Raw genomic sequence first — 19,730 nt, 5'->3', positions numbered from 1 at the left:
ATGGAGTTTCAAACCGCCTTTGACCTTTTCATAGGCCTGACCCTCTTAGTCGCTGGCATTCTGACATTGGCCTTCAGGAACAGACAGAACTCCTTCATAGGAGTCAGGATTGGGTACACCTACATGTCGGAGGAAGCCTGGAGGAAGGCGAACACCGCAGGGGGACTGTTCTTCGTGGGGTTTTCCCTCGTCCTGGTTATCATGGCCCTCACGGGGGTCTCCATACAGGCCTTCCTACTCGCCCTAATCGTCGGGGTCCTTGCCGGCGTGGGCGTATCCGTGGCCGTCGCCAAGAGGACGTACGAACTTGAGGAACTCTCAAGGGAGGCCCCGGAGAAGCCCCCTGGGAAGAAGATAGAGGTGAACATAAGACCATACCTGCTCCTGCAACTGGTCGCCCTCGGAGCCTACCTGCTCCTCGTCGCACTTAACTGGAGCGCCCTTCCGGAGCCAATGACTGTTCACTTCGATGCATCGGGAAACCCGAACGGCTTCATGTCAAAAGCATGGGGAGCCGTGGGAATACCCCTGATGGTGTGAACCATGTTCTTCGGCCTTACGATAACCGGAAGGGACCCAGGCTTCTTCGCGAGGATGCGGCACTTCTCGCCAAGTGGCTGGAAGGCCTGGGCGGAGTTCAACACGATGATTAACCTTGGACTCATTGCGATGTCCTTTATTGTGGTCCTCTACAACCTGGAGAGCGTATCGGTGGAGTGGGTAAACTACTCGGTGTGGATATTCTTGGCCTTCGTCTTCCTCGCGATATACAGGCTGGCGAGCGTCGGGAGGTAGTCATCCCTCGAGAACCCTGACCAGCTCACCACCCTCCTTCTTTTCTATCAGAGCGATGCGGGCCGCGTGCTCCAGGGCGTAGTCCGGAAAATCACCATTGAAGAATCCCCCATCCGAGAGGTAGAAGACGTAAACGCGGGCGGTCTTATCGCCGCACTCCCTCTCGCCACCATGAAGCCTTCCGATAGCCTTAAATTACTCGACTCACTTCTCCCTGTGGTGGTGTCATGTCCCTGGAGGAGCTCTACCGCTACATAAACTGGAGGATGAATCCAGAAGATGAAAGGGCGAGGGATAGGTTCAACAGGATAGTGGAGTTCTTTAAATCAATCCGGGAACAGCTTCCGCGGAATGGAAGGGTTCTCGACCTCTGCGCCGGCACGGGGATAGCGGGGACCGCCCTTGCAAAGGCGACCGATGCAAGGCTCCTCACCGTGCTCGATGCCAGAAAGGAAGACCTAGAATTGGCCCACGACTGGCTTAAAACTGCCGGTATAAACCCAGAACTCAGAACGGTTCAGGGAGACGCAAGGGAAACCGCGAGCCTCGTCGGGGAGCACGATACAGCGATTCTCTGGGGCTACACGATGCCGCACTTCGACCCATTCGACGCGGTGAGGCTGTTCGCCAACATCGCGCTTGTCCTCAGCGACGACGGAGTCTTCATGATAGAGGACATGGACAGGGTCTACGGAATACTCTACAGGGCAGGTTACAGGGAGTTCCTGGTCGAAGGACACAGGGAGAACTACACCATCGCCTCGATGCACGAGGGCTACGACTTCGTGAAGGGCACCTTCAAACGGGGTTACTATATCATCCCGGGCTTCAGGAAGATAAGCGACGTTGACTTCCACTACTGGGACATAGCGACGCAACTAGCCATAGGAAGCATCTTCTTCAGGGAGCACGGGCTCATAAGGCGCGAGGAACACGGAATTGAGGCAGTTGGAAATGTCTTAATCTTCAAAAAACCGGATAAAAAGGTGGCGAAGCTCAAAGCGAGTAGTGCTCCGGCCGGCGGTCTTTAAGGATGTCGTTCATCTCGTTAATCCTCTTGTCCCTCGCGAGGGAGAGGTCAACCTCAACCACCCCGACCTCCTCCCCATCTTCACTGCCCATCGCTAGGACTTCCGCCTTTGGAGAGGCTATCGTGCTCCTACCTATGAACCTCAGTCCGAACTCTTCACCGACCCTGTTAGCGGTCACCGTGTAAACACGATTCTCCAAGGCCCTAATCGGCATCGCCCGCGGAGCGTAGGGCATAACGAGATTGCTGGGGTGGGCTATTATGTCGGCCCCCTTCAGTGCCAGTGTTCTCGCGCTTTCCGGGAAGAACCAGTCAAAGCATATCATGACGCCGATCTTCGCGATGCCTATATTGAAAACGCGGAAGCCAAGGTCGCCAGGCTCGAAGAAGAGCTTCTCCCTATAGAATAGGTGGACCTTGCGGTATTTGCCGATGTAGCCACTTCCTATCGGTCCAGTAACAACTGCGGAGTTGTAAAGCCTGCCCCGCTCGTCTCTCTCAGCGGTTCCAGCGACTATGAAAACCCCAAGTTCTCTCGAAAGCTCCATGAGGAACTGTGTTGTTGGCCCGTCAGGGATTTCCCCGGCGACGCTATTAACTTCCTCCCTGCTCCTGAAGTTGTAGCCCGTGTCAAAAAGCTCGGGAAGGACGATGAGCTTTGCACCTTTGTCCGCCGCCACTCGAATCAGCTCCCCAGCCTTCGAGTAGTTGACCTCAGGCTCGAGAAAAACCGGCCTCATCTGGACATAGGCAACCTTCATGGTACCACCGGAGAAATTTGGCCTAAGGACAGATAAGGTTAGCGGGACAGTTGTAGTATTAAAGACGCGAATTATAAAAGCCATACGCACCAATTGACAACTTTGTAGTTTATTTATCGATATTGCGATTTATAGAGAAACGCAATAAGTATCTAAAGCCACAATCAATCTAGAATTATCAAACAGAGAACTAACAAAAACGTGAAAATAAGATGAACAAATCAGCCTTTAAATGCCGTTCTTTTGGTGGAGAAACTTCAATGGAACTCCCTGGGCTGGAAGAAGGGATTCAACCCTCCCACTGCAAAAAGCTTAAAAAGGGGCACCTTAAGGTAAGCTGGAGAGGAATTCAGGGGTGATGCTCATGAAGCGCAGACCTAGGAAGTGGAAAAAGAAGGGAAGGATGAGGTGGAAGTGGATAAAGAAGAGGGTCAGGCGCTTAAAGAGGCAGCGCAGGAAGGAGCGCGGTTTGATCTGACACCCTTCCTTTTTTACCGTTTCTTCCGGTGGTTCCATGGATTTTTTTAAGGAGTTTGAAAGGCTTTCCCTTAACGTGGAGACACCGCGCGGAAGGACGCTTCTCATAGCCGATCCGCACATAGGGTTCGAGCTCTCCAGGGGACTTAGGGTGAGAACGCACTTCGAGGAGAGGCTGGCGGAGTTCATATTAGAGGAAGACCCCGACCTTCTCATCATCCTTGGCGACGTAAAGGAACCAATAGGACTGAGCTTTATGATCAAGAGACTCCTAATGGGCTTCTTCTCCGACCTCCGTGGGATCCCAACGGCTATAACCAAGGGCAACCACGACGGAAGGATAGGGGAAGTCGCGGAGAAGTTTAGAAATGTTGAGGTTGCTGATTACCTGCTTCTGGATGATACCCTGTTCCTTCACGGGCACACCACCCTTCCAAGGGTAGAGTTCAACGAAGCTTACCTTGGCCACATACACCCGGCATACACCTTCAAGAGGGGAGGGGTTTCGCGGAAGGTTAAGGTCTTCGTCAGGGCGGGTAGGTTCCTGATACTACCCACGATAAACCCGTTTATAGAGGGTTTCGACGTGCGTGAGGGAATCAGGATGGTGCCGTTTTTAAAGGATGCACCCTCAGCAGAGCTTTTTCTGCCCGAGGGAATTCATCTCGGAAGCATCAACCTTTTAAAGTTCTCACATCATAGTGAAATGGGATAATAATGAAGAAGATAATAGTGGTTGGTGCCGGTAGGGTTGAAGACGAGTCGCCGAGCATCTCTCAAGGAGGCACGACGTCACGGTCGTCGACATAGATGGAAAGCTCGTGGAGGAACTCCAATACTCTCTCGATGTCCTAACCGTTGAAGGCGACGCAACACTCCCGGAAACACTTGAAGGAGCAGGTGTAAGAGAGGCCGACTACGTAATAGCCACGACCAACAACGACAACGTTAACATAATCGTTTGCTCCCTCTCGAAGACCCTCTCAAATCCAAAAACCATTGCCCGCGTCAAGAACATGGACTATCTGCACGTATGGGGGCGCGGGAGGGAGGTTCTTGGTGTCGACATAATGGTCTGTGCCGTTCCGCTCGTTGCACGGAGCGTAATAAACGTCGTCGAGTACCCCGAGGTAAGGTTTTTGAGAAAGGTGTACGGCGACCTCTACGTGGGAGAGGTTCTCTCAGCCCCAGGGAACATATGGAACGTTGAGGTCAAGGGAAGAAAGCTCGTGGTGGGAACGCTCGGGGAGATAAAGAAAGCGTACAAACCCAGGAAGTCGAAGAACGTTCTGATAATGGGGGGGAGTGAAACGGGAATACTGCTCGCAGAGATGCTCTCCACCAAGGGATACAACGTCAAGCTCGTTGAGAAGGACAGGAAAAAGGTTGAATACGCCTCGAAAAAGCTCAATTCTACTCTAGTCATTCAGGGAAACGTTTTTGATCCGGAGTTATGGCACGAAGAGGAACTTAACCTATCGGATTTGGGCGTCGCATGTCTCGGGGATGACGGCGACAACCTTCTGGCGAGCCTCATGGCCATGAAGTTCGGAGTCAGTAGGATGTTCTCCATAGTCCACGAAGCGTTTTTCAGCGACCTCTTTGAGAAAAATGGTGTATTCGTTGTTAGCCCCGAGATCGAGACCGCCGAGAGGATAACCATTGGAATCAAGAGTGAACGTATTCTCGGCATCGTCTCCGGAATACCGGGCGTGACTGTCTTAGCCGTAGAGGTCGGGGACAAACTGGCAGGAAAAACACCGGAGGAAGTGGGAGCAATCCTCGGTCCAATCGTAAGAAACGGGGAGGTAATAATCACCGGGGCAAACTCTAGATTGGAGAAGGGAGACGTTGCCATTCTCATCGTTGAAAACGAAATGTTAGGAGAGCTGGAGATATGAGAATCCGAGCGGTATTCGCCCTGTTAGGTGAAATAATAATACTCCTTGGGTTCGCCTTCGTCCTGCCTCTGATTGTGGCTCTAAACGATGGAACGTCTCTGAAACCCTTCCTGATACCACTGCTCATTAGCGTTGTTCTCGGCCTCCTCCTCCGTATGCTCGATAGAAACCCGGAGGTGGGAACAAAGGAGGCGTTTCTACTGGTGTCCCTCTCATGGCTCGCCGTGGCGATCATGGGGGCGCTGCCCTACATCATCTCGGGAAAGAGCTCCTTGGCGAACCCTGTAAACGCACTCTTTGAGAGCATGAGCGGTTTTACGACGACCGGAGCAACGGTTCTCAACAACTTCAGTGAACCCTCACAGGCCATCCTCTTCTGGCGCCAGCTGACCCAGTGGCTCGGAGGTATGGGCATAGTCGTCCTTGCCATAGCAATTCTCCCCAGGCTCAGCGTCGGCGGAGCGGAACTGATGAGCCTTGAAGCGCCCGGGCCGCAGCTCCAGAAGCTCACCCCCCATATAAGGCCAGACGGCGAGGATATTCTGGGCAATCTACATAGGGTTGACCCTTCTGGAAACCGGGATACTGACACTACTGCACTACATCGGACTGGCTCCGAAGATGACGGCCTACATGGCACTGGTCCACGCGTTCACAACCATGAGCACGGGTGGATTCTCCCCCCTAGCGGCCTCAGCGGGGGCGTTTTCGCCAGCGACCCAATGGGTTATCATAGTCTTTATGATACTCGCGGGAGCAAACTTTGCGCTCTTCTGGTACCTTCTGAGGGGTGACTTCAGGATTCTCAGGAACGAGGAGTTCCGGGCTTACATGTCGGTGCTCGTTGCACTCTCCCTCCTCCTTGTCCCCATGCTCAACAGGCAGTATGGCTTTTCGTTCCTTCCAGCTTTCAGGCAGGCCCTCTTTCAGGTAACATCAATAGTAACCACCACAGGATACGCCACGATGAACTTCGCCAACTGGGTTCTCCCGGCACAGGCAGTGCTCTTCTTCGCTATGTTCATCGGGGGTTCGAGCGGCTCGACAGCTGGGTCTATAAAAGTGGTCCGCTGGATAATCGGAATTAAAGCCCTCAAGAGGGAGCTCATCCAAGCCTTTCATCCGTCGTCGGTAAAACCCATCAAGTTGGGTGGAAAGCCCGTTGACGAGCGTTCTGTTAGAGGCGTGCTAGCCTTCATCATCCTCTATTTCGTTATCTTCATCGTCTCATCCCTCATCGTCGTCATCAACGGGACGACCAACGGGACAACCCTGACGCTCGCCGACTCGATGAGTGCCGTTGCCGCAACCCTTGGAAACATAGGACCCGGGATCGGGGCCGTCGGCCCTATGGCCAACTACCTCATCTTCCCCCCGTCCACGAGGATTCTGATGTTCTTTCTGATGTGGCTCGGCAGGCTTGAGATAGTAACCGCCTTTGTGCTCTTTACAAGGAGCTACTGGAGATGGTAATGAAAAGGCTTATTAACACCTATGAAGTCCATTCTTCATGGGTTCGAAGAAGTTCATCCAGGGTGAGACGAATGACCGACGTATATGAGAGACTTGAGGCATTACTGCGCTCACTGGGAGTCAAGAAGACAGAGCTGATGATATACCGCCTTCTTCTTGAAAAGAAGGAGCCTATGCGCATAACCGAGATTCAGAGGGAGCTCGGGATAAGCGAGCGTTCGGTCAGGGAACACGTCATCAGAATGTACAGGAGCGGCATACTTAGGAGGGATCTAATTGAGCAGGGGTGGTTAGGCTACACATACACCGCGGTCTCTCCCGGGGAAGTGCTCGAGAACATAAAACGGAGTCTAATAAAAAGGATAAATGAGCTGGAGAGGGAACTTGGAGCTGACTCAACCAAGAACTGAGACGACTCCAGCCTCTTCTAGAATGGTAATTAACCTCTCCAACCTTCCCTCATCGACCTGACCGTACTCCTCAGAAAGTGCCTTGAAGGATTCTCCCTTTGGAAGCAGTTCTCCAAGCATGAGAAGCTCGTGGAGCAGGGTGAGAACCTTTCTCTCGCGCGTGAGGCGCTCGTAGTCCACAGCGAGGCTTTCTTTTCTCCTTCTAATGAAGTCAGCCGTTAAGATCCCCTTCTTCCTCCATACCACCCAGGGATGAGCCTCAAAGGGATGCCCCAACCTAAAGCCGAGGAAGGAAGCGTCACGGGCCAAACCGGTCATGACGAGCCTCTCGGCCACTTCAGTTTCTGTATCCATAGCAAGTTCACCGAGGTACTTCATCGTGTAGCCCCTTGCAAAGCGCTCCAGCTCCTCAGAACTGGCACGGGAGAGAGCGAGTGAAGCCGCAAGAACAGCCCTGCCGATGATGGAGGCAACATTTAGACTGACTTTGTCAATGGTGTCGCCGCTCGAGTGGTAGAACCTGTCCGGCCAGGTGATGGGCATTACCGAAGGAACCCCGAAGAAATTGAAGAGGTCGTGGTCGCTCCCCATCTCATAGGGGTAGGCCCTGAAGGGAACCGCAGGCGTGGGGTTTCCGGCCAGGTCACTCCCCCGCCCGTTCGCGAGGGCAAGGTAATACTCAAGGACGCCGGAAACGACTGAGAATCTTGAAAGGGGCGTTCTAACTAGCATTATTGTTGAGCCACTCCGGTCTGGACTGCCGGCCACCATGTCGAGGTTTGTCACCGCGTAGTAATTTCTGAGGTCAGCATGCCTCTCGATGAAGGCCGCAGTTCCATAGTACTCAGGAACCCACAGGAACGCAAAGCCGAAGCGGTCAGAATCGTTGTGGAGGTTTCCCAGGACGCGTGCAAGCTCCATGAGCATTGCGCTTCCGGAGGCATTGTCGTTGGCTCCAGGCTTGGGGTGGCAGATGTGAGCCGTGAAGAGGATGAACGGAGGCTTTCCAACCTCAGCGTACAGCACCGGGAGGGTCTGGCGCTCGTGAAGCTCTGCATCTACCCCGAGTCTGGCCGTAACAGACTCTCCGGAGGAGAGTTTCGCGATCATCCTCTCCGCGAGAGTCTCCGGGACAGCCACCGCTGGTAAATGTGCCCACTCTAGGTCTTTCTCGGTCAGGAAAAGTCCGATGTAAGGAACGTGTTCTCCAGTGTCGCGGCGGTAGGCGATGAAACCTATCGCACCGCTTTCATTGGCTTTCCTGTAGGCGTTTCTCCAGTCATTTTCAACGAGAACTACTTTTCCCCCGGCGTCTTTCCAGTCGGACTCCCGCGTTACGTGGAGGACTTCACCCTCAGCCTCTCCGGACTGGGAATGGGCCATCACAACGAGGGGGGTGAGTGATGTAGTGAGCCGCTCACCAAGAACCTCAACGAAGCCCTCAACCGGATCCCAAGCTACCGGAGATTTGAAGGTTAGGTACTCCGTTTTTCCGTCGTAGGTTTCCTTGTGGAGAACGGGGTCAAGATCCCAGATGCTAAGCTCCTCCTGGATAAAACGGACGGCTCCAACGAGATCCTTTGAACCCTGTATCCTGTGGAACTGGCTTATCTCACCTATGTAGTGTAGAACCCTGGTGGAATCCAAAACTTTGGCACTGTCAAGAAATCTCCTCATGGTGATCCCCGCTTGATTAGGGTGGAGATTATTTAAGACCATCGGACTACTTTCTGTCGAGGCGGAGCATCTTCGGAATCTCGAGGTTCTTTATGGAGCTCAGTATCTCCGGAGGAAGAAGGATTTTCGTGCTCTCGGTGAAGCGGATGAACTCCTCCTCAAGCTTCTCCTCAGGGGGTGTTTTAACCTTCACCTGTTTGAACTTGGGCTTCGGATTCTCCTCCCGGACGGTCCCCTTTTCGATGAGGCTAAAGTGTATCTCCTCCCCGCGCTTCTTGGCACCTTCCTCGCGCCCTCTGTTGTATGCGGCTTTGACGACGTCGTAAACACCGAGCCCCTCGGCCTCAGAGTAGAGCCTCTCCCGTGTGTTCCTGACCCACTCAGCCCAGGCACTGTGCCCCTTGTAGCCCACGAAGTAGCCGAACTCGTAGGCCTCTTTGACCAGCTTTTTCACCTCTCCTCTATCCATCATCCCACCTCAGAAGGGTGCCTCCTGATAGACCCTCAGGCCCTCGTCTGTGAATCGTATCCTCTTGAGGTTGCTGTCGTGGGAAACGCCGTGCATCTTAAGGACCTGAAGGGCACGAACCATCTGGAAGTTGCGCATGAAGTGGTGGAGGACGATAACACCATCCGACAGATAGTACTCGTCGGTGTAATTCTCGGAGCTTAGCATCTCCGAGGAGAAAAGAACGGTGACATCAATACCATGGAGCTTGCGCATGAACCTGCCCATCGCCATCCTCTTGTTCTCGGGGTCAATGACCGACGATTCGAGGGAGTTGAATGAGTCGATGTAGACCCTCTTAATACCCTCTTCTCGCTGTATAAGCTCGAGTATTGCCTCAAGAACCTCATCCCAGGTGAACTTCCGACCTGCACTAAATAGGGCCTCACCGAAGTCATGGAAAACGATCCTCTTCGACTGGATGTAGCCAAGGAGTCCTAGATTGTAGCGGAGCATGTTCTGGGTGATAATCGTGGGGTTCTCATATAAGGAGATAAAGAGGCCTTTCTCGTCGTTTTTTGCGCCTTCAACGAGGAACTGGACGCCTATAGTTGTCTTTCCGCTTCCAGGGGGACCGACGATGAGATATATCCTTCCTGGAATGAAGCCACCACCCAAGAGGTTATCGAGACCTAGAACCCCACTCGAAACCCTGTCAAGGCTCTTGAGCAGCTCCCCAACGTACACCCTCTCACCCCTAACGTATAAAGGTGCGGTAGTATTTAAACGGTGCGGATTACCCCCATGTAACGTGCCTATTGAAGAGGAAACGGACGACAAAGGAAACCACTATTCCTATTAGGTTCGAGATCAGGTAGTTGAAATCAAGGGAGACCAAGCCAGCATAGAGAACCCACTGAACCAGCGCCCCTGTCAGTGCGGCAATGTGGTAGTCAAGGAGCCGCCTCCAGGGGGGCTTTCTCTTGAGGTCCTTGAAGGTCCAGAGGTCGTTCCAAGTGAAGTTGTTGAGGATGGCCAGCTCGGTCGCCGGGATGTTGGCGAGTATCTTACCCCAGCCTAGGAAATTAACGAAAGCCCAGAGAAATCCCTCATTGACAAAAACCCCCGAGAGACCGACCAGAGTGAACTTGATTATCCTGTCCAGCTCACCCTCCCAGTGCATAAGACGGTAAACGTGCTTCAGGTACTTAACCATCGTCTTCCCGCTCAGCTTGCTCTCGCCGGCCTTCCTGAGACCAAAGGTGAAGGGTACCTCGACGACCTTGTTGTAGTGTCCCTTTATGAGTATCTCCATGAGTATCTTGAAGCCTATCGGATTAAGCTCGATTCCATCAACGACCCCCATTTTGATGGCGAAGAATCCGCTAACAGGATCTTTCACGTCCCTTATCTTTGGGAGGGCGAGCCGACCTATCATTATCGCACCCTTGGAGATAAGCTTCCTGTACCAGTACCAGTTCTTGACTGCCCCGCCGGGGATGTAACGGCTGGCTATCGCTATGTCTGCTCCCTTCTCTATCGCCTCTACCAGCTCGGGGATCTTTTCGGGCGGGTGCTGAAGGTCAGCATCCATGACAACGAAAACATCTCCAGAGGCCTCTTTGAAGCCCCTAATTACAGCAGAGGAGAGACCCTTCTCGTCCATCCGCCTAATGGCCTTCACGGGGTACCTCTCCGAGAGCTTTTGGGCAAACTCCCATGTTCTATCAGGAGAATCATCGTCCACAACGATGATTTCATAGTCATAACCTTTCATAGCGTTGCTTATCCTCTCAAACAGCTCTTCAAGGTTGTCCCTCTCGTTGTACGTTGGTATCACTATGGAAACCCTCACGTTCCCCCCTCCAACGCATCCAGTAAATCCGTAAACTTTATAAGTCCTGCGAATTCCCTTATCACCGGATAGTGGGGCCGTGGGGTAGCTTGGCCTATCCTTCCGGCTTCGGGAGCCGGGGACCCGAGTTCAAATCTCGGCGGCCCCACCAGGCTATTCTGTGTGCTTTCCGGAGGATTCAAGTCCCGAGGGATGAGATTATTCTCAAAAGGTTTTTCCTCTCATAGACGAGGAACACAATAAAACCTGCGAGGAGCACGGATTTTGAGACGAAAACCGCCACCTGGAGGAGAAGGGAGACTGCCAAAGGTTCATAAACCCTGGGGGAAACCTGTAGGAGCCTGTTGGACAGCCACGCAACGCCGACCAAGATGGAGGCGTAAGCTAGGAACAGGCCAATCATGACCCCAACGTCCCCAAAGGCAGGTATGAGGAGAAACCACGAGATTAGAGCCACGCTGGCGCCGGCGAGGGAAACCGCGGTGGCATGCTTAACGTAGGACGTGGAGTTCAAGGCCACTATGCTCGGGTTGTAGGCTATGTAAACCTCAACCGCCATGAGGGCAATGTAAAGTGAGGGGCCTATTCTAAAGTCAAAGACGAGCGAGAGAAGCTCTCTACCAAAGAGCATGAGGACAAAAACGGTTGCAGAGGTAACAAGAATGAGAAAGAGGGTACTCTCATCCGCCAGGCGCCTTATGTACTCCCGTTCGTTCTTCCCATGCTTGTAAGAAAAGAGGGGCATTATGGCAGACTGAAGAACCTGGGGAAGATATGTAAGCAAAAACACCGTGGAGAGAACCGCGGAGACCATTCCTGCAACTTCAGCGTTGGAGAGTCGCTCGCTCATGAAGTAAGGACCCTGGATGAGAAAAACACCCGAAAGAGTGCCGAGGAACGCAAAAGTAGAGTAGGATGTTATGAGCCGAAGCTCCTTCCCGCGAGGGCGGCTGATGAGCCGAAAGCGGAGAAGGTAAGCCCACGCTAGGGCGGATATAATCCCGAGGAAGAGGATGTAAGGTGCTAGGGCGTTCGGCAGAAGAAAACCCACCAAAAAGCCGAGAAAGGCAAGGGATATTATATACGCATAGTGCTCCCCCCGGTGAATTCCATAGAGAAAGCCCCTGAGGGTAAGTTGTACCCCTCTGAACACCGCCAGCATAGCAATGTAAACGTTGAATGGAAGGAGTATCAAACCGGCGAAGGGGAGGAGGAACGCGGGAAGGGTGATAGCCCTGATGGATTCCCCACTATTTCTGCCCAGAAACTCTGCGGAGTACTTACTAACGGCAACTGCAAAGAAACTGAGGGGAATTGCAAGGAAGAATGCTTGGGAGATAAGGGCGTTGGCAAGGCCAAGAGTTTCAACGCCGAACCTGCGAGCTATGATAACACTATAGAGAAGCCTGGCAAGCCCAGTAATTCCAAGGGCAACTATGGAAGCAAGGGAATGATGAACCAGAACCTTCCTCTCATAGCTCATGCAAAATGAAGCGGGGAAGGAAATTTAACCTTTGTGGAAGCCAAGGATGAACCCGCCAAGGAAAGCCGTCGTCCCAGGGAGGAGGCCTATTACCTTCTCTCCTGCTGTTAGTATCTCCTGACTCCACTGCCCAACGAGGTTAAAGAGCTTATCCTTGTCTATCACTATAACTCCCTTCTGCTGGAGCCAGAAGAGGCTTGCAACGTAGGCTCCAATGAGAGCCAGCGTCAGCTTCATCACCTTCTTTATGGCGTAGCCAGTAACAAAGCCCACCACCGCACCTACACCCACGTCGCCCATCATGGTGTTAACGTCGAACTGCATCCCATCACCTAGGAAAAACTAGACCTCGGAAGATAAAACCTTATCGCCAAAACGTTTAAATTAAACAAACGCAAAATATTTCCAGATTGTAAAACAGGGTGAGAGCATGACGACCCCTATGGAGAGGCTCCGGAACAAGATAACCAAGGAAGTACTGTGGCTTTACATTCTGAGGCTTCTAAAGGAGAGGCCAATGTACGCCTACGAGCTTAAGGAGAGGATAAGGGAGGCGTTTGAGTTTGAACCTGCCACCGTTAGCTCCTATGTCGTTCTGTACAAGCTTGAGAAAGAGGGCTATGTGACTGCGGAATGGCAAGAGAGTCACACTGGGAAGCCCTCAAGGAAGTACTACATCCTCACGCCGGAAGGGGAAAAACTCCTTCAAGAGGGTGTTAAGTTCCTCGAGGAAATGGTCTCCAAGCTGAAAGGCGAATGACAACCTTGAGTATTTTAGAATTCAAAACACTGAAAAGAAGGAATAGACGCAAAGCTGAACAATCTCAGCGTCCCATTCCACCGCGCGGTTCCTTTGCCTTCGGGCGAAGGCCCTTGTAGCCGCACTTCCTGCACTTCTTGGCCTTCCACGGATTGGTGGCGCCGCAGCGCATGCAAACGTACTTCCTGAAGATTCTGGCCTCAGCCTCAGGGAATCTCGCCATCATGATCACCTCGTGACATTGAACCGTCCACACCTACACGGGACGGCTTTTAAACCTTTGGTGCGGGGGACGGGATTTGAACCCGCGTAGCCCTTCGGCAACGGATCTTAAGTCCGCCCCCTTTGGCCAGGCTCGGGCACCCCCGCGTGAGCCAGAGTAAGAAGGGGGAATTAAAAAGCTTCCCCCTCAAGTCCTAATGATCCTCATCTCAAAGTCCTCAACCGGAACCTTGAAGTCCTCCCTGCTCCCGATCCCCTTCCTGTTGTAAAGGACCTCCCTCGCGAGGATCCAGTAGATAAGAGCCAAAGCTTTCCTTCCCTTGTTGTTGGTGGGGATGGCAAGGTCAACGTAGCTCAGGAAGTTCTCGGTGTCAACTAGGGCAACTATTGGGATGCCAATCTCGATGGCCTCCTTCATGGCCTGGTGGTCCGCCCTCGGATCGGTGACGATGAGAACGTCAGGTTCAACGAACTTCTTAACCTGGGGGTTAGTCATGGTTCCCGGGAGGAAACGGCCCGGTATGGCGCGGGCACCGGTGACCTCACCGAACTTCTTGACGGGCTTCTGACCGTAGAGCCTGACACTCACGGCTAGGATGTTCTCTGGGTCAAACCTGGCGAGGAATCTGCCGGCGACCCTAAGCCTCTCATCGGTCTTCCTCACGTCGAGGACGTAGAGGCCGTCCTGCCTGACACGGTAGATAAACTTCTTCATGTCCTGGGTTTTCTGCTGGGTGCCTATATGGACACCCGCTGCAAGGTACTGGTCGAGTGGAACAAGGTATTCCTCCATTCTTTACACCTCCTCATCCTTCAAAGGTTATTATCCTTCCCCTTTCGCCCAAATCTTCGGCGATTCTTATCAGCTCGTTGAGCTTGGCGATGGAGTCCTTCCGGAAGACCATCGCCGGACAGCGGAGGCCCACCGCAACGTGAGCCAGGGCCTCATCGGAGGACTCGTAGCGAGCCTCCGAGAGGATAGGAACAATCCTCTCCGACTTCGCGTCGTTTACGAGATTGTATAAGTCGGTGAGAGTGCCAAGGTTTATGGGTTTTATGGAAAGCGCGTTGAAGTAGCGCCTGTCGAGGATGCCCTTCTCACGGAAGAGGTATTCGCCGTCTATGAACACCTCATGGGTTCCCGCGATTAGTTCAAGGAACAGCTCCTCGTCGCCGAGGGGTTTTATATAGGCTATATTGTTGTCCTCCACAAGGGAGAGCACTTCCTCGGTTTCGAGAGGTCTCTTTTGGGCAAGGCCGAGCGCAACATCAAGACCCAGCTCGTTGGATGCCCTCTCAGTCGATTTGGATAGTGCTTCAACGCCCATATCAGGAGCAACCACGTTTTCGCTGACTTTTATGGCTGCATCAACTATATCCGTAATCTCCATGAGGTCACGGACGGTAACGTAGTAATCAAAGTCATCCCCACTGGCAACCTCAAGTATCGGCACAGGAAGCTCTGTCGTGAACGTTCCACCGAGGTAGCTGTAAAGTGGAGATTTCCTCACACCTGCGGCGGCCTTCGCAACGGCCACCGAAACGGCAAGAGCGGTGTTTGCCCCAATGTGGCTGAAGTCATCTGTGCCATCTATCTCCCAGAGATAACTGTCTATAAGCTCCTGCTCGCTCGCGTCGAGGCCTATAAGCTCGGGACCGATTATCTCGTCAACCTCGCTGACGGCCCTATGAGCCTCCGCTATGTAGAGGCTCGGGCTCTCATCTACGGGTGAAGCAAAACGACCGAAGCCCGAGTTTGTCAGGACATCCACCTCAACGGAGTATCTGCTACCCCTGAGCACTGCAACCCTGCCGACAACGTTCGCTATCACCGTCATCTCACATCAGCTCGGCCTTATTACGGTGAGAGGTATTATACCCTTCCTGAACTCGAGCAGAGCAGCTTCAAGCGGCGTGATCCCTTCCGGGACGTCTATGAGGGCTGGCGCTCCCATCGCTATCTGGAGTGCCCTAGCCCCTATAATGCGGGCCTTTTCAAAGCGGGTATACTCAAACACTGCCACCACCCCCACTAACTTTCAGGAAACCAGTGCAAATTTTGGTGGGGCCGCCGGGATTTGAACCCGGGTCTCCGGCACCCCAAGCCGAGAGGATAGACCAAGCTACCCCACGGCCCCCCAAGAAATGCGGTTTTTCAGTACACCCTGTACGACATTACCTGGTCAATCAGCTCGACATGGCTCAGCAGGGTTCTCCTGCAACAGTACCTCTCAACGCCGAGGTCGTCGAGCACCTTCTCAGGGTCCTCACCCTTCTCGACCCTAGCCTTAAACTCGTAGTATTTGTCTCCTATAACCCTTCCACAGGTAAAGCACCTGACGGGGACTATCACCCGTATCACCCCTTTCAATATTAAAGGAAAGGCATCAGCGGTATGACTTCTGCCTCTTGGCCCTGGGACCCTTGGTTGAGCGGTTGGGCTTATGGGGCTCGGTTCTCCTGCTGTCCCCAACGAGCATGGTTCTGTCGTACTTCATAAACTTTTCCTTCAGGTTCATGTCGTTGGTCCACTCAACTAAAGCCCTAGCTATGGCAACGCGCGCGGCCTCGGCCTGCCCCATGAAGCCGCCGCCTTCAACGCTTACGTCGATGTCAACCTTGCCCACAATCTCCTCGCCGGCAAGGACGAGCGGCTCCATAATGGTGAAGCGAGCAATTTCTGGCTCGATTACCTCAACCGGCCTGTGGTTGATCCTTATCCTACCCTTTCCTTCTCGGATGGTGGCCCTCGCGATGGCCGTCTTTCTCTTACCAGCAGTCTGGATGACCCTCATCTTTCTCACCTCAGAACTTTCCACCGAGGAACTTGGCAATCTCTCCAACGGTGACGTACTTAGGGGTAGCAATCCGCGAGGCATCTGCCTCAATTATCGTCTCGAACGCTCCATCCTGGAACTCCCTTGGGATTCCCGCGTAGACCTTAAGCCTCCTGTAGGCCTTCCTGCCACGGTCGGTCTTCCAAGGAAGCATTCCCCTAATGGTTCTTCTGACTATCTCGTCGCTCCTCTTTGGATAGAACGGCCCCCTTCTTGGATTGCTCCTAGTCTTAAGTCCGGTCCTTTGCTTGTACTTGGCAAAGATGTCCTCCCTGTTGCCGGTGATGATGGCCTTGTCAGCGTTGACTATGACTATCTCCTCGCCCTCGAGGAGCATCTTGGCGACCTTCGAGGCGAGCCTTCCAAGGATAAGTCCTTCAGCATTGATAATCCTCATGGCCCATCACTCCATTATAACTACTCCAATACCCTTGGGATTTCTCTCGATGAGCTCCTCAATGGTGAGGACCTCTCCACCGGCATCTAATATCTTTCTCTTGGCTGTCTCACTGAACTTCCAAGCGGCAACGGTGGCCTTGTGCTCGAGCTTGCCCGCACCAAGGACGCTTCCTGGAACGATGATGGTGTCTCCCTCCTTGGTGTAGCGGTTGATCTTGCTGACGTTTACTTCAGCCCTCTGCCTCCTAGGTCTCTCAAGGCGCCAGGCTATGTCCTTCCATATCTTGACGCCCTCCTCGTTCGACTTCTTTCTGAGGTAGCGGATGAGCCTCCTCAGGTTGATGTCAGTGGGTCCGGTTCTCTTAACCATGAACATACCTCCTTAAAGCTCTCGCAGGGAAACCGACAGTTTAACGGGGTGAGCGTAAATACTGGTGCGGGGGCGGGGATTCGAACCCCGGAACCCCTACGGGACGGGACCCTGAATCCCGCGCCTTTGGCCAGGCTCGGCTACCCCCGCGTCAGTCGGCTAGTTTATGAAGCTCGTTTATAAATCTATCGCTCTTTCTCATAAGGATTTTAAGGGCTGTGGTCACTATTTCCTCAACGGGAAGTTCACCATTGGTTTCCACGGTAAAGACGAACGAACCGGGGATTACCTCTTCACGTATCTTATCACCGGTGTACTCGTCAAACTTCCCCGGCAGGTAGAAGGCCTTGGTGGTAGTTACGACCAACTCCTCTCCGGTTTCCTCAATTGGCAGACCGCGTCTTTCGGCGAGGACCTTGAGTTCCTCCCAGCCCGGAACTTCCTTGCTCACGTGTATCTCCGTGAGGTATTTGTAGTATACGAAGCCGGGCTGCCACTTGGCGTGATCTTTTCCTCGGCCGAGCTTTGCGTAGGCGTTGAGTGTAAGCTTCTGTCCCTCGGCGAGCTTTACTATCGGGATGTCCTCATTGGCTGGCCTTACACCTGCATCGCTGCTCTTCAAGTCGCCGGAGTACACCATCCCAGGACCCTCAACCTCCAGAGAGAGGGTAACGATGTAATCATCGAGTTCAAGTGCATCAAGCGAAAACCTCTCAATGGGAGTGGTGAGTGGAATCATTCCTATCCTGTGGGCGATTATCTCATCGAAGAGAGCAGAACCGTTCTCAAAGAACTCGACCTCGTCAACGGCAAAGGTAGGAACGTCTGCGAGGATGGTTCTCCTGAGGGCGTTGGCAAAGGGAACGTCGATGCCCTCGACGATGAACTTAATCGAGTCATCTCTTCTCTCAAGAATCCGGAATTTTGGCTCCATAGGCATCACCAAAAAAGAGGTTTTAAGGGGTCAGACACGCCTGCCCCTTCTCCCGCCCTTCGGTCTGGTACCGTCGTGCGGAATGGGAGTGGCATCTTCAACCCTTCCTATCCTGAGGCCCGCCCTGGCGAGGGCACGTATTGCGGCCTGAGCACCCGGACCGGGACTTTTGCTCTTGCTTCCTCCTGGGGCGCGAACCTTGATGTGAACGCCGGTAAAGCCCTTCTCCATGGCCTCCTCAGCGGCCCTCCTGGCGGCTATCATAGCCGCGTATGGGGAAGGCTCGTCCCTATCAGCCTTGACTACCATACCACCACTCCACCTGCTGACCGTCTCGGCCCCGGTGAGGTCGGTGATGTGGATGACGGTGTTGTTGTAGGAGGAGTAGATGTGGGCAACTCCCCACTTCTCCTTCCTTTTGAGGTTAACCTGCTGAACTTCCTCACTCATGCTTCACCACCCTGTTTGGCCTGTTCAATAACCATCCTCTCGGGGTGGCTCTCCTTGGCAAAGGGAGAGTTTCTCGAGTAGGTTATGACCCCTTCCTCCTCTTTGAGGACAAGATAACCTGGAGAGCGGATAACCTGACCGTTTACCTCAATGTGGCCATGGACGATGAGCTGCCTAGCCTGCCCGATGGTCCTAGCAAGGCCCCTCTTGAAGACTATCGTCTGGAGGCGTCTATCAAGGACGTCCTCAAGGGCAAGCGAGAGAACGTCATCAAGCATCGCATCTGCAGGAAGGAGGCCAAGTCTGCTGAGCCTCTGAAGTAGCTGATCTCTCTCAATCTCAGCTTGCTTTCCACGGGCGGCGAGGAGTCTCCTAGCCCTTCTCCTGAACTCCTTGAGCTGGGTCTCGTGTCTCCAGAGCTCCTTCTTGTTCTTGAGGGCATACTTCTTCATGAGGACTCTCTCACGGTCGAGCCTCTCCTTGATCCACGGGTGAGATGGAGTCTCATACATCTTTCTCTGTCTCTTGGGGTCTCCCATTTACATCACCTCACTTCTTCCTTCTGCTGACACCGAGTGTACTACCGTGCCTGAAGTTCGACCTCGTCCTCTGGCCGCGAACGGGCAGACCGCGCTCGAGCCTTATGCCACGGTAGGACTTTATCCTCCTCAGCCTGTTGACATCCTCACGCCAAGCCATGGCAAGCTTGGCGGTAGTAAAGTGCATGTCCTTACCGGTTCCGTAGTCCTTCGGTCTGTTGACTGCCCAAGCAGGAATACCGTGGGCAACTGGGTCCCCGAGGATTTTCTCTATTGTCTTAACCTGCTCGTCAGTCAGGTAGCCAGTCTTCATATACGGGTCTATGCCAGCGACTCTGAGCACCATCGTGGCGAAGTTTATTCCTATACCCCTAATGCCCGTGAGGGCCCATCTCAGCTGCTTATCTCCCTTAAGGTCAACACCCGCCACACGGACGATGTGTCTGAAATTCTCGGTCATTGCGAATACACCTCCACATCCTTCTTAGAGGATTTTGGCGCCGGGACGGGGATTTGAACCCCGGTGTCCAAGTGGACACGGGCTCTCAAGGCCCGCGCCATCCCAGGCTAGGCGATCCCGGCATACACGCGATAGCCAGATCCCTTAGCCAGTTCTCTCACTTCAGTGAAGTGGTCATCCATTAGAGCCTTAATATACTTTGCCCCCTGCTTTGTCTTGATAACGAGCTGCAGGAGGCCTCCATCGTTGAGATGCCGGGGAGCGTTTATAACTATTTCCCTCAGGACATCCTTTCCGGCGTGCACCGGGGGGTTAGTAATGATGGTATCGAATTTTTCGCCCCTAACCGGCCCGTAGAGGCTCCCCCATCTAACCTCGGCGTTTCTAACGCCGTTGATTTTTAAATTTTTCCTCGCGATTTTGACAGCGCGCCTGTTGACGTCGGTCAT

At 53.4% G+C, this 19,730-nt stretch carries 28 protein-coding genes, 5 tRNA genes and 2 pseudogenes; 11 read left to right on the top strand and 24 right to left on the bottom strand.

Translation table 11 applies throughout. The features are described from left to right. The 3 genes from MV421_RS02540 (at position 1) to MV421_RS02530 (ending at position 1,826) form a co-directional block, all read left to right on the top strand. Positions 1–540, top strand: coding sequence for a DUF1648 domain-containing protein (locus MV421_RS02540; protein WP_297503569.1), 540 nt, complete (start codon positions 1–3; stop codon positions 538–540). 3 nt (positions 541–543) lie between these two features. Continuing rightward, entirely contained in the window at positions 544–795 is a 252-nt protein-coding gene (locus tag MV421_RS02535) for a hypothetical protein (RefSeq protein ID WP_297503567.1), read from the top strand. A gap of 227 nt (positions 796–1,022) precedes the next feature. Then, positions 1,023–1,826, top strand: coding sequence for a class I SAM-dependent methyltransferase (locus MV421_RS02530; RefSeq protein WP_297420035.1), 804 nt, complete (start codon positions 1,023–1,025; stop codon positions 1,824–1,826). On the opposite strand, the gene MV421_RS02525 is transcribed toward MV421_RS02530, so the two are convergent. Continuing rightward, a complete protein-coding gene (locus MV421_RS02525) occupies positions 1,792–2,586 on the bottom strand; it encodes a nitrilase (RefSeq protein WP_297420032.1) in 795 nt (264 codons plus the stop codon). The genes MV421_RS02530 and MV421_RS02525 overlap by 35 nt on opposite strands. Positions 2,587–3,100: 514 nt before the next feature. Between MV421_RS02525 and MV421_RS02520 the strand changes: the two genes are divergently transcribed. The 6 genes and pseudogenes from MV421_RS02520 to MV421_RS02495 all read left to right on the top strand — a co-directional run bounded on the left by MV421_RS02520 (position 3,101) and on the right by MV421_RS02495 (position 6,847). Continuing rightward, entirely contained in the window at positions 3,101–3,778 is a 678-nt protein-coding gene (locus MV421_RS02520) for a metallophosphoesterase (protein WP_297420029.1), read from the top strand. Between the two features lie 52 nt (positions 3,779–3,830). Continuing rightward, positions 3,831–4,121, top strand: a pseudogene (locus MV421_RS02515) (NAD-binding protein); the annotation flags it as partial. Positions 4,122–4,133: 12 nt separating this feature from the next. Beyond that, entirely contained in the window at positions 4,134–4,964 is an 831-nt protein-coding gene (locus MV421_RS02510; protein WP_366938869.1) for an NAD-binding protein, read from the top strand. Beyond that, positions 4,961–5,410, top strand: a pseudogene (locus MV421_RS11020) (potassium transporter TrkG); the annotation flags it as partial. The gene MV421_RS02510 and the pseudogene MV421_RS11020, both read left to right, overlap by 4 nt. 115 nt (positions 5,411–5,525) lie before the next feature. After that, on the top strand, positions 5,526–6,437 hold the full coding sequence (locus MV421_RS02500) for a TrkH family potassium uptake protein (protein ID WP_297503565.1): 912 nt from the start codon (positions 5,526–5,528) through the stop codon (positions 6,435–6,437). Between the two features lie 71 nt (positions 6,438–6,508). Further along, positions 6,509–6,847, top strand: coding sequence for a transcriptional regulator (locus MV421_RS02495; protein ID WP_297420023.1), 339 nt, complete (start codon positions 6,509–6,511; stop codon positions 6,845–6,847). On the opposite strand, the gene MV421_RS02490 is transcribed toward MV421_RS02495, so the two are convergent. Genes MV421_RS02490 through MV421_RS02475 form a run of 4 tightly spaced genes read right to left on the bottom strand, consistent with a single transcriptional unit; the run spans position 6,833 to position 10,827 of the window. After that, the gene (locus tag MV421_RS02490) at positions 6,833–8,524 is read right to left on the bottom strand and encodes a DUF4910 domain-containing protein (RefSeq protein WP_297420020.1); all 1,692 of its coding nucleotides are present in this window, start codon (positions 8,522–8,524) and stop codon (positions 6,833–6,835) included. The two genes, MV421_RS02495 and MV421_RS02490, sit on opposite strands and share 15 nt — an antisense overlap. 46 nt (positions 8,525–8,570) lie before the next feature. After that, the gene (locus tag MV421_RS02485) at positions 8,571–8,993 is read right to left on the bottom strand and encodes a hypothetical protein (RefSeq protein WP_297420017.1); all 423 of its coding nucleotides are present in this window, start codon (positions 8,991–8,993) and stop codon (positions 8,571–8,573) included. A 9-nt stretch (positions 8,994–9,002) separates the two neighbouring features. Then, a complete protein-coding gene (locus MV421_RS02480; RefSeq protein ID WP_297420014.1) occupies positions 9,003–9,719 on the bottom strand; it encodes an ATPase domain-containing protein in 717 nt (238 codons plus the stop codon). A 49-nt stretch (positions 9,720–9,768) separates the two neighbouring features. Continuing rightward, entirely contained in the window at positions 9,769–10,827 is a 1,059-nt protein-coding gene (locus MV421_RS02475; protein WP_297420011.1) for a glycosyltransferase family 2 protein, read from the bottom strand. A gap of 73 nt (positions 10,828–10,900) precedes the next feature. On the opposite strand from MV421_RS02475, the gene MV421_RS02470 reads away from it, so the two are divergent. Then, positions 10,901–10,978: transfer RNA gene (locus MV421_RS02470), tRNA-Pro, on the top strand. 27 nt (positions 10,979–11,005) lie between these two features. On the opposite strand, the gene MV421_RS02465 is transcribed toward MV421_RS02470, so the two are convergent. Together MV421_RS02465 and MV421_RS02460 are read right to left on the bottom strand one after the other, a co-directional pair. After that, a complete protein-coding gene (locus MV421_RS02465) occupies positions 11,006–12,310 on the bottom strand; it encodes an MATE family efflux transporter (protein WP_297420008.1) in 1,305 nt (434 codons plus the stop codon). A 24-nt stretch (positions 12,311–12,334) separates the two neighbouring features. After that, complete coding sequence (locus tag MV421_RS02460; RefSeq protein ID WP_297420005.1) at positions 12,335–12,634, bottom strand: FUN14 domain-containing protein; 300 nt, start codon at positions 12,632–12,634, stop codon at positions 12,335–12,337. 106 nt (positions 12,635–12,740) lie between these two features. Here MV421_RS02460 and MV421_RS02455 point away from each other — a divergent pair, with 106 nt between their 5' ends. Further along, on the top strand, positions 12,741–13,070 hold the full coding sequence (locus MV421_RS02455) for a PadR family transcriptional regulator (RefSeq protein WP_297420001.1): 330 nt from the start codon (positions 12,741–12,743) through the stop codon (positions 13,068–13,070). A gap of 64 nt (positions 13,071–13,134) precedes the next feature. Here MV421_RS02455 and MV421_RS02450 read toward each other — a convergent pair whose 3' ends face one another. The 17 genes from MV421_RS02450 to MV421_RS02370 form a co-directional block, all read right to left on the bottom strand. Further along, a complete protein-coding gene (locus MV421_RS02450) occupies positions 13,135–13,293 on the bottom strand; it encodes a 50S ribosomal protein L40e (protein ID WP_297419998.1) in 159 nt (52 codons plus the stop codon). Positions 13,294–13,351: 58 nt separating this feature from the next. Continuing rightward, a tRNA-Leu gene (locus tag MV421_RS02445) sits at positions 13,352–13,439 on the bottom strand. A gap of 40 nt (positions 13,440–13,479) precedes the next feature. Continuing rightward, the gene (rpsB, locus tag MV421_RS02440) at positions 13,480–14,085 is read right to left on the bottom strand and encodes a 30S ribosomal protein S2 (protein WP_297419995.1); all 606 of its coding nucleotides are present in this window, start codon (positions 14,083–14,085) and stop codon (positions 13,480–13,482) included. Positions 14,086–14,098: 13 nt separating this feature from the next. Further along, positions 14,099–15,130, bottom strand: coding sequence for a hypothetical protein (locus MV421_RS02435; protein WP_297419991.1), 1,032 nt, complete (start codon positions 15,128–15,130; stop codon positions 14,099–14,101). Between the two features lie 6 nt (positions 15,131–15,136). Continuing rightward, a complete protein-coding gene (locus MV421_RS02430; protein WP_297420047.1) occupies positions 15,137–15,310 on the bottom strand; it encodes a DNA-directed RNA polymerase subunit K in 174 nt (57 codons plus the stop codon). Between the two features lie 42 nt (positions 15,311–15,352). Continuing rightward, a tRNA-Pro gene (locus MV421_RS02425) sits at positions 15,353–15,430 on the bottom strand. A 17-nt stretch (positions 15,431–15,447) separates the two neighbouring features. Further along, a complete protein-coding gene (locus tag MV421_RS02420) occupies positions 15,448–15,645 on the bottom strand; it encodes a DNA-directed RNA polymerase subunit N (protein ID WP_297419988.1) in 198 nt (65 codons plus the stop codon). Positions 15,646–15,679: 34 nt separating this feature from the next. Next, a complete protein-coding gene (locus MV421_RS02415) occupies positions 15,680–16,087 on the bottom strand; it encodes a 30S ribosomal protein S9 (protein WP_297419985.1) in 408 nt (135 codons plus the stop codon). A gap of 10 nt (positions 16,088–16,097) precedes the next feature. Then, positions 16,098–16,526, bottom strand: coding sequence for a 50S ribosomal protein L13 (gene rplM / locus MV421_RS02410; protein WP_297419981.1), 429 nt, complete (start codon positions 16,524–16,526; stop codon positions 16,098–16,100). 6 nt (positions 16,527–16,532) lie between these two features. Continuing rightward, on the bottom strand, positions 16,533–16,898 hold the full coding sequence (locus tag MV421_RS02405) for a 50S ribosomal protein L18e (protein WP_297420044.1): 366 nt from the start codon (positions 16,896–16,898) through the stop codon (positions 16,533–16,535). A 62-nt stretch (positions 16,899–16,960) separates the two neighbouring features. Beyond that, positions 16,961–17,048 (bottom strand) — tRNA-Leu (locus MV421_RS02400). A gap of 1 nt (position 17,049) precedes the next feature. Beyond that, entirely contained in the window at positions 17,050–17,832 is a 783-nt protein-coding gene (locus tag MV421_RS02395; protein ID WP_297420041.1) for a DNA-directed RNA polymerase subunit D, read from the bottom strand. 30 nt (positions 17,833–17,862) lie between these two features. Beyond that, positions 17,863–18,282 carry a 30S ribosomal protein S11 gene (locus tag MV421_RS02390; RefSeq protein ID WP_297419978.1) on the bottom strand — a complete coding sequence of 140 codons (420 nt, stop codon included), beginning with the start codon at positions 18,280–18,282 and terminating at the stop codon, positions 17,863–17,865. Continuing rightward, a complete protein-coding gene (locus MV421_RS02385) occupies positions 18,279–18,821 on the bottom strand; it encodes a 30S ribosomal protein S4 (protein ID WP_297419974.1) in 543 nt (180 codons plus the stop codon). The genes MV421_RS02390 and MV421_RS02385 overlap by 4 nt, the downstream gene beginning before the upstream one ends. Before the next feature lie 10 nt (positions 18,822–18,831). Then, entirely contained in the window at positions 18,832–19,281 is a 450-nt protein-coding gene (locus MV421_RS02380) for a 30S ribosomal protein S13 (RefSeq protein WP_297419972.1), read from the bottom strand. A 35-nt stretch (positions 19,282–19,316) separates the two neighbouring features. Beyond that, positions 19,317–19,403 (bottom strand) — tRNA-Ser (locus MV421_RS02375). Next, positions 19,389–19,730 (bottom strand): methyltransferase (locus tag MV421_RS02370; protein ID WP_297419969.1); only part of this gene is annotated, 342 nt, incomplete at its 5' end. The genes MV421_RS02375 and MV421_RS02370, both read right to left, overlap by 15 nt.

Origin of the sequence: Thermococcus sp. (assembly GCF_027023865.1) — an archaeon.
Classification (GTDB): Archaea; Methanobacteriota_B; Thermococci; order Thermococcales; family Thermococcaceae; genus Thermococcus.
Note: the sequence above shows the minus strand (reverse complement) of the source record. Positions and strands in the feature narration are given on the sequence as shown.